This is a genomic window from Marinobacter sp. M1C, assembly GCF_023314135.1.
In the GTDB taxonomy this organism is placed as follows: domain Bacteria; phylum Pseudomonadota; class Gammaproteobacteria; order Pseudomonadales; family Oleiphilaceae; genus Marinobacter.
The window spans coordinates 2239140-2252303 of sequence record NZ_CP092289.1; the positions used below are offsets into that span (position 1 = coordinate 2239140).

11 protein-coding genes are annotated in these 13164 nt (G+C 55.8%); 2 read left to right on the plus strand and 9 right to left on the minus strand.

Annotation, left to right across the window (positions count from 1 at the left end):
- Position 1: 1 nt before the first annotated feature.
- Positions 2-2227 carry a PepSY domain-containing protein gene (locus tag MIH19_RS10565; protein WP_249008817.1) on the plus strand — a complete coding sequence of 742 codons (2226 nt, stop codon included), beginning with the start codon at positions 2-4 and terminating at the stop codon, positions 2225-2227.
- A gap of 69 nt (positions 2228-2296) precedes the next feature.
- On the opposite strand, the gene arsB is transcribed toward MIH19_RS10565, so the two are convergent.
- The 4 genes from arsB to MIH19_RS10585 form a co-directional block, all read right to left on the minus strand.
- Complete coding sequence (gene arsB / locus MIH19_RS10570; protein ID WP_249008818.1) at positions 2297-3382, minus strand: ACR3 family arsenite efflux transporter; 1086 nt, start codon at positions 3380-3382, stop codon at positions 2297-2299.
- Between the two features lie 67 nt (positions 3383-3449).
- Positions 3450-4178 carry an arsenical resistance protein ArsH gene (gene arsH / locus MIH19_RS10575; protein WP_249008819.1) on the minus strand — a complete coding sequence of 243 codons (729 nt, stop codon included), beginning with the start codon at positions 4176-4178 and terminating at the stop codon, positions 3450-3452.
- Entirely contained in the window at positions 4175-4588 is a 414-nt protein-coding gene (gene arsC / locus MIH19_RS10580; RefSeq protein ID WP_249008820.1) for an arsenate reductase (glutaredoxin), read from the minus strand. The genes arsH and arsC overlap by 4 nt, the downstream gene beginning before the upstream one ends.
- A 6-nt stretch (positions 4589-4594) precedes the next feature.
- A complete protein-coding gene (locus tag MIH19_RS10585) occupies positions 4595-4945 on the minus strand; it encodes a helix-turn-helix transcriptional regulator (RefSeq protein WP_249008987.1) in 351 nt (116 codons plus the stop codon).
- A gap of 274 nt (positions 4946-5219) precedes the next feature.
- Between MIH19_RS10585 and MIH19_RS10590 the strand changes: the two genes are divergently transcribed.
- Positions 5220-5744 carry a DUF2141 domain-containing protein gene (locus tag MIH19_RS10590; protein ID WP_249008821.1) on the plus strand — a complete coding sequence of 175 codons (525 nt, stop codon included), beginning with the start codon at positions 5220-5222 and terminating at the stop codon, positions 5742-5744.
- Positions 5745-5800: 56 nt separating this feature from the next.
- On the opposite strand, the gene MIH19_RS10595 is transcribed toward MIH19_RS10590, so the two are convergent.
- The 5 genes from MIH19_RS10595 to MIH19_RS10615 form a co-directional block, all read right to left on the minus strand.
- The gene (locus tag MIH19_RS10595) at positions 5801-6742 is read right to left on the minus strand and encodes a fatty acid desaturase (protein ID WP_249008822.1); all 942 of its coding nucleotides are present in this window, start codon (positions 6740-6742) and stop codon (positions 5801-5803) included.
- Between the two features lie 225 nt (positions 6743-6967).
- On the minus strand, positions 6968-8704 hold the full coding sequence (locus MIH19_RS10600) for an isocitrate/isopropylmalate family dehydrogenase (RefSeq protein WP_249008823.1): 1737 nt from the start codon (positions 8702-8704) through the stop codon (positions 6968-6970).
- 55 nt (positions 8705-8759) lie between these two features.
- Positions 8760-10223 (minus strand): malate:quinone oxidoreductase, encoded by a 1464-nt coding sequence (locus MIH19_RS10605; protein WP_249008824.1) that lies wholly within the window; start codon positions 10221-10223, stop codon positions 8760-8762.
- A 65-nt stretch (positions 10224-10288) separates the two neighbouring features.
- Complete coding sequence (locus MIH19_RS10610) at positions 10289-12619, minus strand: molybdopterin cofactor-binding domain-containing protein (protein ID WP_249008825.1); 2331 nt, start codon at positions 12617-12619, stop codon at positions 10289-10291.
- Positions 12616-13125: a (2Fe-2S)-binding protein gene (locus tag MIH19_RS10615; protein WP_249008826.1), complete on the minus strand. Its 510-nt coding sequence runs from the start codon at positions 13123-13125 to the stop codon at positions 12616-12618. Before MIH19_RS10615 ends, MIH19_RS10610 begins: the two co-directional genes overlap by 4 nt.
- Between the last annotated feature and the right edge of the window lie 39 nt (positions 13126-13164).

The window sequence follows — 13164 nt, forward strand, 5'->3', positions numbered from 1 at the left end:
CATGCTACGCAAGCTACATGGTTGGCCTGGACTGGTCGCCGCATTGCTGCTTTTGGTGCTGGCGACCACGGGCGTTGTTTTGTCCGTTGTACCCGCCATTGAACGGGCGGGCGCAACCATCCCGCCGACCGGTGAAATCAGCGTTGCTGGCCTGTCTGAGCGTGTCGTGGCGCATTATCCGGGCACCGAGCAGATACAACGTTCTCTTTCAGGCGAAGTTGTCGTCTATTACAGCCGAAACGGCCAGCCAGGCGCGGACCTGGTTCATCCCCTGACCGGTGAGAGTATTGCCCCTTATCAGCCCTCAGCCTTTTTGCGCTGGGTAAAAAACCTGCACCGCTCATTTCTATTGGATGATGCAGGCCGAATGGTTGCTGGCGGCTTGGCGGTAATGATGCTGTTGCTCTGCCTATCCGGCATGTTACTGCTGGCTCGACGTATGGGAGGTTGGAAAGCCATTTTAAAGCCCATTGCTGGTTCCGGTAGCTCGCGGATTCACGCCGAGCTGGCAAGGTTTGCGGTGATCGGTTTGCTACTGTCGGCACTGACTGGCAGCTACATGTCTGCCGTTCGGTTTGGCCTGCTGCCAGAGGCTGCTGCCGCGGAGCCATCCTTTCCGGCGGAGGTTTCAGGCGGCACGCCGGCACCGGTGAGCTCTCTGATCGCGCTAAAAAACGTAGACGCAAACGAGCTGCGTGAGCTGGTGTTCCCTTACCCGGACGACCCCAGCGACGTCTATTCCCTGAGCACCACGCAGGGCTCCGGGTTCGTTGATCAGGCAACCGGAGAACTGCTGCAGTTCCAGCCTCGCTCTGCTGGTAATCAGTTCCAGCACTGGATGATTCGCCTGCACACGGGTGAAGGCCTGTGGTGGCTGGGTTTGATTCTTGGGGTGGCTGCGCTAACCGTGCCAGCGCTGTCGTTTACCGGCATACAGGTCTGGTGGCGGCGACGTTCAACATCCGCGCGCCCGGGTGAAGGTGCCAGTACCGAAATGGCGGATGCGGTTATTCTGGTGGGTTCAGAAGGCAATACCACCTGGGGTTTTGCCAGAGATCTTCAAAAAAAGCTCAATCAGGCCGGTAAAAAAGTACATTGTGCGCCGATGAATGACCTGGCAAAACGCTACCCGCAGGCCTCGGTGCTTTTTGTTCTGACATCAACCTACGGTGATGGTGGCGCGCCCTCCTCCGCCAGTCAGTTTATGACTCGATTTGACCACTTTCAGGCGGATGACGGATTGGAGTTTGTGGTTCTGGGGTTTGGTGACCGACAGTTCCCAAAATTCTGTCAGTATGCGCTGGATGTAGACGCTGCCCTCAGTAGTAAAGGCCTGCAGAAAATGGAGCTTGTTACACGAATCGATCGCGGCTCCGCCATCCAGTTTCGTGAATGGGGCGAGGCTATCGGCGAGCATATGGGCATCTCATTGGCGCTGACCCACAATCCTGCGCCAGCTGCCACTGCGGAATTCGAGCTTGTTGAACGTGTGGACTATGGCGTTGCGGTAAACGCGCCTACCAGCATATTGCGTTTCAGGCCGGTACAAGATCGCAGGAATTTATTGCAGGTGTTGTCTTTCAGAAGCCGGTCGCATCTGCCGAGTTTCGAAGCGGGTGACCTGTTTGGCGTTGCGCCACCCGGAGATAACACGGCCCGATTGTACTCGCTGGCGTCTTCAGCCTCGGATGGGCAGTTGGAAATCTGCGTCCGGAAACAGACCAATGGCCTGTGTTCAGGGTATCTGCACAACCTCAAACCGGGAGATCGTATTACCGGGTTTATCCAGCAAAACCCGGGCTTTCGTCCGGCGGGCGGTGCAACGCCCATTATTCTGGTGGGTGCCGGCGCAGGAATAGGCCCACTGGCAGGCTTTATCCGAAAAAATACAGGCCTTAGCCCCATGTACCTATACTGGGGTGGGCGCAATCCACAATCGGATTTTCTCTATCAGCCGGAACTTGGCAGTTATCTTGATGACCACCGCCTTACCGGACTGAATACGGCGTTTTCGCGATCAGCAGAAAAGGCCTATGTTCAGGACGCCATCATGGATGATGAAACCGCGTTGCGGCAATTGATTGAGAAAGGCGCCCAGGTGTTGGTCTGCGGTGGCCGGGATATGGCCTCTGGAGTGCGCCAGGTGTTTGACTCCATCCTCAAACCATCGCGCATGGACGTCGATGAGTTGAGAGCCGAAGGGCGCTACCTGGAAGATGTTTACTGACCTAGAATGCAGACACAGTTGCAGCTCCGTCACACCGTATTTTTGACGACCACATTGATGGCCAAGGGCTTAACGGGAAGCCTCTTTCGCCACCGGGAAGTGGCCACGGGTAGCGTTTGCAAACCGCACCAGCGCCAGCATAATAGGCACCTCTACCAGCACACCGACCACCGTTACCAGCGCCGCTCCGGACTGCAAGCCAAACAGCGCAATGGCGACTGCCACGGCCAGCTCGAAGAAATTACTGGCGCCGATCATACCGGCAGGCGCCGCAACGCAATGGGGCACCTTCCAGGCCTTCGCCCAGCCGTAAGCGATGAAGAAGATCAGCACGGTCTGAAGAATCAGCGGGATAGCAATCAGCACAATATGCAACGGATTAGCGATAATCACATCGCCCTGAAAAGCGAACAGCAACACCAGGGTGATGATCAAGCCAATGGGTGTGATGGGTGCCAGGCGTTTCATAAAAACGTTGCTGAACCATTCGAGTCCGCGCCGCTTGATAACCGCCTGACGAGTCAGATAGCCGGCGCCCAGTGGAATGACAATATACAAGACCACGGACAGGATAACCGTATCCCAGGGCACCTGAATGTTTGACACGCCCAGCAGGAAAACGACGATGGGCGCGAAGGCGAACAGCATAATCAAATCATTAAGCGCCACCTGAACCAGAGTGTAGGCCGCGTCGCCTCGAGTGAGGTAGCTCCACACGAAAACCATAGCAGTACAGGGCGCAGCGCCCAGCAATATGGCGCCAGCCAGGTATTCATTGGCTCGTTCGGGGGGAATCAAAGGCGCGAACACCACGGTGAAAAAGAACCAGGCAATCGCAAACATGGTGAAAGGCTTGATCAGCCAGTTTACCGCCGTGGTAATAACCAGCCCCTTGGGCTGGCGGCGAACGCCGAGAATCGACGTGAAGTCGACCTGTACCATCATGGGGAAAATCATCGCCCAGATCAGCACCGCGACGGGAATTGAAACCTGCGCAACCTCAAAACGTGACAAGGTCTCGGGGATAGCGGGAGCAAACTGCCCTATCAGCACACCCGCTGCAATAGCCAGGGCCACCCAGAGCGTAAGAAAACGTTCGAACAACCCCATACCTTCAGACGGGCTGGGGGACTGTGAGCTTTCAGGTTTGGTCATGCCTCGTTTCCTTTGATCATTGTGAGCGTTGCGTTGCCTTCCTTCAGCGGCTGTCGAGCTTCTGGCGTCATATAGCGCGCTGATTAACGCGATTTGACAACGCATCGGAGCTCTCTTTGCGCTCCGAGTAACGATCGGTCAACGCAGTGTTGCGGTCGCGTACCAGCCAGGTGAACTTCACCAGCTCCTCCATAACATCGACGATGCGGTCGTAAAAGGGCGACGGTTTCATGCGGTCGTTTTCGTCGAATTCCATGAAAACCCTGGGCACTGACGATTGGTTTGGGATGGTCAGCATGCGCATCCAGCGCCCTAACACGCGCAGTTGATTCACGCTGTTGAACGACTGCGAGCCACCACAGACCTGCATCACGGCCAGAGTCTTGCCTTGGGTTGGGCGTACGGCTCCCAGCGTCAGCGGAATCCAGTCAATTTGTGCCTTCATAATGCCCGTCATGGCGCCATGGCGTTCCGGTGAACACCACACCATGCCATCAGACCATTCGGCGAGTTCGCGCAACTCCGCAACCTTCGGATGAGACACGTCCTCGGCGTCGGGGAGCGGCAGTCCGGTAGGGTCGAAGGTTCGAACTTCACAGCCAAACCAACTCAGCAGCCTCCCCGCTTCCTCGGAAACCAATCGGGAAAAAGACCGCTCTCGCAGCGAGCCGTAGAGCATAAGAATACGGGGGGCATGCTGAGACGCGCCGGGGCCGACCAACGCCTCAATATCGATAGCGTGAAGCTTATCAGGGTCGATGTTGGGCAAGTCATGCAGCGAGGTCGTAGGGGTCATTGTGTTTCTCCCGCATGGTGAATCACGTCTCCGTCTTCCTTGGTGAAGTGTGTAATGGGACTTTCGAGCATATCCAGAACGCGCTCTGACGGTCGGCACAGGCGGGCCCCTTTGTCAGTCACAACAATCGGCCGGTTGATCAGAATCGGGTGCGCAATCATGGTGTCGATCAGCTGGGTGTCGCTCAAAGCCGGGTTGTCGAGCCCTAGCTCATCATAGGGTGTGCCTTTGCGCCGAAGGAGATCACGGGGCGTTATCTGCATCATCGAAAGCAGTGTTACCAACTGTTCTCGACTCGGCGGCGCCTTGAGATATTCCACGACTTCAGGCGCTTCGCCCGAGGCCTTCATCATTGCTAACGTGTTACGCGAGGTGCCGCAGCCAGGGTTATGATAAATCAATGATTTCATAAGGTTTCAAAGCCCGTCCGATTGGGTGGGACAGGCCATTAACGAGGATGTGAGCGGCTCACAGACCTGTGGATGGCCTGCACAGCAGTCATTAACCAAAAATCTGATCGTCTCTTGCACACAATTCAAATTCGCTCGATAGATAATGGAGCGACTCTGGCGCTGGGAGAGAACAAGCTCTGCCCGGGCAAGCACCGACAAATGTGCGGACATGGTGTTGTGCGGTACACCCAGTTGTCTTGCGATCTCACCAGCCGGAAGCCCTTCTGGCTCATGACGAACCAAAAGCCGAAAGGCCTCCAGTCGAGTCTCTTGGGCGAGCGCGCCAAATATTGCTGTTGCTTCTGAAGTTTCCATATGTCCAAGAATATGGACATGATGAGGTTTAGTCAAGCGTCACAACACGAAGGTAGGCAATCAGGGTATGCCCAACACTTGAAGCATTTTGATAGAAGAACTATTGTCTAACGAAGGGTGATTTCCTCACTACCCTGATTAATTTCTGCAACGACGTTTGCTGCGACGTGCTCCAGGCGTTTCTGTGAAAGAGTTTATTTCGCGGTGAATTAACCGTACGGCTTCTCATGGCAGATTCAAATAAACTACGCAGATCAGACCTATAAGGACGCTTATGAGTGAGTCAAATAATTGCAAGTCCGTGTTGGCCTCCACGGTCAGGCATCCAGTAGTGACGCTGCCCTCCCCCCTGAGGGCTCGGTTTTTAGCCTTGTTTACAGTGATAGTATTGACGAATCTTCCCGCAATCACCTTTGCCCAATCAGCGTGCCCTGGCATTCACGTAAAGATTCTAGACATCAGAAACAGCGCTGGAGCGGTAGCTTGCGCGCTTTTCAAAACGTCAGAGGGCTTTCCTACTGAGTTTCTGCAGTCAGCGACCAATATCATAATGACAAAGGTTCAGGATACGCAGGCGCGTTGCGATTTTGTAGGCATCCCGTCGGGAACGTATTCGCTTGCCGTCATTCATGATGAAAATATGGACGGCAAGCTTGGCACCAACGGGATAGGGATCCCCACGGAAGGCTACGGTTTTTCAAACGGTGCAAGCGCCATGATGGGTGCGCCTTCGTTCGAGGCCGCCAGATTCCCGTACGATGGGCAAAACCTGGACCTTACTATCAGCTTGGGTTACTGAGCCGTACCCACTTGTTCTGTGGGATGTGAGGTCTGACCCCATTCCCGCTTGATGCCTTATCCGACGCTCGCCTCCCTGAAAGAAACCAGCTTCCGCTTGTTCTCGTCCCAGAGCGCCAGGCGCACTAACTTTATGCTTTCGCGCAACGTGACCCGGTTGAATGTTTGAAGTTCCGGGTAGTCCTTCAACACCTCGGTCAGGCGGTAGCAAGGAATTCGGCTAGCTAGATGGTGAACATGGTGCACGCCGATGTTCGCGCTAAACCAGCGCAGGATACCCGGCAGTACATAGTGAGAGCTGCCCTGCAACGCAGAGTCATGGGCGTTCCAGTGTTCATCGTGTTCCCAGTAGGTGGCCTCGAACTGATGCTGGACGTAGAACAGCCAAACCCCCATGGTGGTCGCAAGCAGCGTGATTGGAATTTGGACCAGCAGGAAGGGTCCCACCCCGACAAGCCAGATGACGCCAGTTGCCAGAACCGCAATGGCCACGTTGGTGCCCAGAGTACTTATCCAGGGCATTGTGCCCGCACGCATGAATCCGAAAGGCAGCCGGTAGTCCAGCAGGAACGTATACATCGGGCCAAAACCGAATAGCACCAGAGGGTGGCGGTAGAGGCGATAGCGCCATTTCTGCCACCGGGGCAAAGCCTGGAACTCGCGTACGGTGAAGGTGTCGAGCCCGCCAATGCTCGGCCTGTTCAGGTTGCCGGAGTTGGCATGGTGGAAGTTGTGGGAGTGGCGCCAGAAGTCATGAGGCGTGAGGGTAAACACACCGATGATACGGCCGGTCCAGTCATTGGTGCGCCGCGAATGGAAAAACGACCTATGGCTACAATCATGCTGGATCATGAACAGGCGTACCAGAAATCCCGCCGCAGGAACGGCCAGCACCAAGGCCACGGGCCAGTATCCGGCACTGACCGCCAACCACATCAGAGCCCAGATCAACACAAAAGGGAGTGCGGTGATCAGGATCTCCGCAATACTGCGTGCCAAGCGTGGCTTGCAATACGCTCTGAGTGTCTGCCTCAGAGATCTGGGGGCTGTGTTGAACTCGGGGGTCGATGCTGGTGGTGTGCTCATTGTGCTTTTGCCTCGAATCCGATGTCTTAACCACACAGCCTACACCAAGGCCAGTTGAAGTGGGCCAGGTGTTTGGCTCAATCTTAAGGCGATTGTACCTAGACGTAGGTGAGTTTAGAACGCGATTTCGGCTGAATCCTACTTGAGCGCGCCTTCCACAGCGTCCAGAAAACCTGTCATATCCACCACCTGCTCTGAATCCGGGTCGACGGTCTTGCCTTTGAGATCCGCGGTGACAATGCCCCTGTCGACAGTGTCGGTCAGGGCTGCCTTGAGGTTCACCGCGTATTCGGCCAGGGGGGCGTTGCCTTCGCGCTCGCCCAGGTATTCCAGAGCGTTAGCGAGTGCGAAAATCAGGGCAGAGGGATTAAAGTGGGCGTCGCGGCCGTCGCTCGCCAGATATTTCAGGTAGAGGTCATGGGCGGTGCCGTGGGGCGCTTCGAACAGCATGGTGCCATCTTTGCTCTCAATGATGGAGCTGGCAGTGGCCAGGCTGCCGCCGAGAGCAGCGGAGATGTCCGAGAAGATATCGCCGTCCAGATTCTGGGACGGATAGAGCGCATTTCTCGGGGGATCGGTGATCATCTTCTTGAGCTGACTGGAGGGCCGCATGATCATGAAAGACGGCGGTGGCGTGTGCTCCCGTGCCAGTTCCCGCCGAACTTCGGTGATAACATTACTGAAAACTTCGTCGTATTCCATGTACTCGCGTTTGAGGCCGAAGTAGACCTCTTTGTTCTTGCGGGAAGCGTCGCGAAACACCTGTGCCACCCAGTCCTTGATGGCTTCATGGTCATTGGACATGAACAGTATGGGGTCGCCGTTACTGACACGCCGTGCGTGTTTCTCTTCGCCGTCGACAATCACTTTGAGGATGCCATCTTCCTGCGCCGGCATGTTGAAACTACCATACTGGTCGCCACCGCCGGCGGTCATGCGGGAAATAGACACATGGGCACTGCGAACGGGAATACCGACCTCTCGCAGCTGATTGACCAGTTTTAGCAGCTTACGCCCGGTGGTGTTGTCAGGCACGCCCCAAAGCGCGCGCTTTGGCGGGTTAGAGACGATGCGCGCGGCTTGGGCATCGATGAGCTCGTAGTGGTAGCTTAACCCCAGGGCATTGATTTTCTGGCGGTAGTCACTTTGGTAGATGTCTTCAATCACCGTTCGCATGGCGCCGTCGTAGCCGGCGATAACGGTGTCTTTCAGGCCCAGATAAACATCCCGTTTCTCGTTAATAGCACGCTGAAAAAAGCGGTGAGCCCAGGCTTTAACGTCTTCAACATCGTTGGTGGCCAGCAGCCAGGGATCGCCCTTGCGGAGATCACGGCGGTGCAGCTCTACCGGGTCGCCGCTGCTGCCCACAAACATCAGCTTGACCACGCCCGTGGCTTGGGAAAGCTGGTTGAAGCTGTCTTTGATGCCGCCGAATTCCATGGTGTCCACTTCAATATCGCGACCGACCCAGTCCGGACGGCTGATCTTGAGGTTACGAAACTGAATGTCTTCACGGGTTATATTGCCGCTGATGCCCTTGCGAATGGCGCCGTTAGGAGATTTAGTGGCCAGTGGATGAAGGTTGCTAGAGTCCACACTTGGGTGCTTGCGAAGCAGTTCTTCCAGTTGCTGGCGGTTAACGGTCATGCCGGCGTTCTTTACCCCCACACCATGGCGCTTTAGGGCATCAATGGCATCAATCACCACTTGGCCGTTGGTCAGCAGGCGGTATTCCGCGGACAGGTCGATTTCCTCAAGCTGGATTTTCAGGCGCGCGGTCACGAATTTCTTTAGAATCTGCTCGAAAGCAACCTGAGCCATTTCATCGCCATGGAGGATGACCAAAGGCGACGTTACATTAATCCTGCTGTCCATAGATTACTCTCCGCGGTATTGGCAGTTGTGACAGTACTGAAAGTATAGATCGATCTTATTGTGCTTTGGGCTGAATTATCCCCAGCCGTTGATTAGCTGCATCGCGAATCTCCCGATAACGGTCAGGACGGCTGATGAGTGTATCCAGATTATCCTCGGGGAAAATCTCGCTCCTCTTTTCCTTAGCGCCTTCTTTAGCAAAGACAGACGGTATCAACAGTTCCAGACAGCGCAACATAACCTCAGGCGAAACTGACGCCCCGGGCGATGCTCCCAATAGAGTCCCGTAAGTTTTGTCTTTAGACACAAGGATTTCTGTGCCCATCTGTAGATCGCCGTCTTTGATGATCTGCACTCTCTGGCCAGCTTGAACCGGCTTCCAATCAAACTTTTTACTTAACCCAGGCGCAAAGCTGTCCAACTCTTCGAACATGCTCTTTTTGCCCTTAAACGTTTCTGAAATCAGATATTTAACCAAGGGGAAGTGTTCTAAAGCGACATTCAGCAAGCCAGGGATATCATGTAAGCGAATTGATCTTATGTAATCAAAAAACCCTCGGTCTCGCTCGAGGCGAGGTTTGAATGAGGCGAAAGGACCAAACAATAGGTAATGCTTACCGTCAACCACTCGCAAATCCAGGTGCGGCACAGACATGGGAGGCGCGCCCACTTTCGCTTTGCCATAGGTTTTAGCCCGGTAATACCCTGCTTGCTCTTCACTGATCGGCGCCCGAAGAAAACGCCCGCCCACAGGGAAACCGGCGAAGCGGTTACGAAACGGCAAGTGGCTTTTTTTCAGCAGGGGAAATGCGCCCCCACCAGCGCCCACGAAAAGCACATCCGCTTTGTGCTGAACTAGTTTCCCGTTGCACTCAGCCTTGATCACCCATCGCCCGGTCGGGCTCTTGTGCACACGCTTAACGTGGGTGCCATACTCAAATTTCACACCCAGGTTCTGGGTTGCGTAGGCCGCCATTTGCTCCGTTAACGCACCAAAATTAACGTCTGTACCCGTCTCAATAACGGTCGCCGCCATTTTTTCATGGCGTGGGCGTTCGTCCATGGTGTATGGAATCCAGCTCTTGATTTCATCAAAGTCTTCTGAGTAACGCATGTGCTCAAAAAAATGATGGGTCGACATTTCCTTGAACCGCAACTGCAGTTCTTCAATATCAGATTCGGAAACAATGGTGCAGTGTTTCGTTTGATTGATAAACGTTTTAGGGTCTTTGATGGCGCCCTTTTCGACCAGATGAGCCCAGAACTGCTTGGCGACATTGAACTGGGCGTGGATCTTCAGCGCTTTTTCAACCGAAATGACCTCTTCATCGACTGGCGTGTAGTTGAGCTCGCAGTTCGCTTCATGCCCTGTGCCTGCGTTCCAGAACGGAGAGGAATTGCCCGCCCCGGCACTGTCCAGTCTCTCTAAGATGGTGATGTCCAACTCCGGTGCCATCTCTTTTGCCAGGGTGGCAAAAGTGGTACCCATAATTCCTGCGCCTATGATCACTACATTCATAAAGGTCTACTCACCAGCGTCAAATGTTTACAAGGACCCGCTAGAGTCCTGACTCTGTATCGGCGTTAGCTCAGCTGGTTGCCGACAGGAAGGCGCCGAATGCGCTTCCCTGTCGCCGCATAGATGGCGTTGCACAGTGCCGGCGCAACGGGCGGCAGGCCGGGCTCACCCACCCCGCCCATTGCGTCGTTGGGATTGTCGATCAGGTGCACCCTGACCACTTTTGGCGCGTCGGGCATTCGCGGGACCAGATAGCTGTCAAAGTTATCTTGCTGGGCAACGCCATCCTTGAAGGTCACCTCGCTTTGTAGGGCAACACCAATGCCCATCACGCAAGAACCCTCCATCTGCGACCGAATTCGCTCAGGGTTGGCCTGGGGCCCGCAGTCGAAGGCAATGTCCGCCCGATGAATGGTCAATTTGCCCTTGTCATCCACTTCCACGTCAAAAACAATAGCCGTGTAGGACACAAAGCTGTTGTGGAACGCCAGGCCCAGGCCTCGCCCTTTTCCAGTCTTGCGCCCCCAGCCCGCCTCTGCGGTGGCGCGCTCAATCACCCGGCGCATCCGGCCGATGTCGATCGGGTGCAGGTCCGGATCCTCACCGTAGTTCCAGCCATCGCCAACGGTCAGGTTGTGAATTTTCCGGGCCGGCCCAAGCAAATCCAGAACATAATCACGGTGATCCTTGCCAGCGGCCACCGCCATTTCATGGGCAAAGCTCTGGATCGCCCAAGCGTGGGGCAGATTGTACACCGATCGGAACCAGCCAATACGTACATGAGCCGGTGCAGGCGGATTTTCCAGCCGGATAGCAGGAATATTGAAAGGCATGGTGTTAAAACCCATGCCCAGTTCGAATTCCCCTTTGTGTTTGGGGTCCGGCATAAAGAGCGAGGCGATGCTGGGCGACAGGGTGCGGTGGCGCCAGCTGGTGGCTTTGCCCTCGGCGTCCAGGCCCGCTTCCAGATGATCGACGGAAACCGCATGGAAGTAAGCGTGGTGAATGTCATCCTCGCGGGACCACTGCAGCTTGATGGGCTGCCCCTCGAACTCCTTTGCAACCAGGGCAGCCTCCATCACAAAATCCGGTTTCGACTTGCGACCGAAGCCGCCGCCAAGCAACGTCTGATGAAGGGTTACATTGTCCAGCTCCATTTCCAACATTCCTGCGATGCCTTCCCGCGCCGCCCTTGGATGCTGGACCGGAGCCCAGGCCTCGGCCTTACCGTTCTTGATCATTACCACCGCGACCGGGGGTTCCATGGTGGCCTGCGCCATATGGGGCATATAGTAGGTTGCTGACACACGTTTTTCGGCATTCTGCAAGGCGGTTTCAACGTCGCCGGATTGGCGGATAACTTTGCCGGGAGATTGCGCCGCCTTTTCCAGAGACTCCCGGTAAGCATCGGAGGTGTAATCGGCATTGTCTCCGGCCGGTGTGTTATCCCACTCGATCTTCAGGGCGCGGCGACCCTCCATGGCAGCCCAGGTATTGGATGCCACCACGGCAACCCCACCCAAAGGATTGAATGCTGCGGGCTGGCTCGCGCCTTTAATGCGGATCACCTTTTTAACACCAGCAACCTTCAGCGCCTCGCTGTCATCGACGCTTTTCACCTTGGCGCCGTAGACTGGCGGCCGCGCTATGACCGCGTAGAGGGTGTTCTCCAGATCGATATCGGCGCCAAAAATCGCCTTGCCGGTAACAATGTCCTCACCATCAATAGCTTTGGGGTGGGCAGATTTCAGCTCACCGTTGATTAGTCCCGATTCCTTACCAATAAAGCGCAGCTCGTTGTCCGATTTCAGCACCAGATCGTTTCGACCGGGAACGTCCAGCGCCCTTGCGGCTTCTGCGAGTTCGCCAAAGCCGAGTTCCCGGCCCGTGGCTGGATGCACTACCTTGTGGATTTCGGCTCGCACCTCGTGTACCGGTACATCCCATTGATTGGCTGCGGCCTGTTCAAGCATCAGTCTGGCGGCGGCGGCTGCGCGGCGCATGGGCTCATACCAGTGACGCATGCTGCGCGAACCGTCGGTATTCTGGTTGCCGTACTTATCCTGGTCGCCTTCCGCCTGCTGCGCCCGAACCCGGTCCCAGTTCGCACCCAGTTCGTCGGCAGCTACCATAGCCAGACTTGTGCGGATGCCCTGCCCCATTTCGGCACGGTTGCTAATGATGGTGATTAGGCCGTCCGAATCGATTTGGATAAACACATTGGGGTTATCAACCCAGCCACCGGGCATGGCACCGGCGCCAAACTGAGCCTGCTCATTGGCGAGCGCCAGATCCCAGCGAGCTGCCAACAGCAGCGCAGAGCCCCCGACCAATCCTTTCAAAAGACCGCGACGGCTGACATTGGCGAGCAACAGTGTGTCGTCTGATCGGCTCATGAGCTGGCCTCCTCTTTGTCCATATCTCGAGTGTCCATATCCCCAGGGTCAACAGCCTGCGTGCCCGCAGCCCGTTCAATGGCCGCCAGAATGCGATTATAGGTGCCACACCGACACAGGTTGCCCGCCATGGCGTCGACAATTTCCTGGGTTTGTGGTGCCGGGGTTCTCTTCAGCAGAGCCGTGGCGTTCATGATCTGGCCACCCTGGCAATAACCGCATTGCGCCACGCCCATATCCAGCCAGGCCTGCTGAACTTTATGGCCAACGGGATCGTCGGCCATGGCTTCAATGGTTGTAATTTCGCCCTTGGCGGCGGCGACCGGTGTAACACAAGACCGTATCGCGACCCCGTTCAGGTGAACGGTGCAAGCACCGCACTGAGCGATACCGCATCCGAACTTGGTGCCTTTCATGCCGACAACATCTCGAATGGCCCAAAGCAGCGGCATGCTGTCGGGAACGTCGAGCTCGTGCTCTTGTCCGTTTATAGTCAGGGTAATCATGGGTCTGTCCCTCATAGTCTGCCGTTTGGTTCACATTGT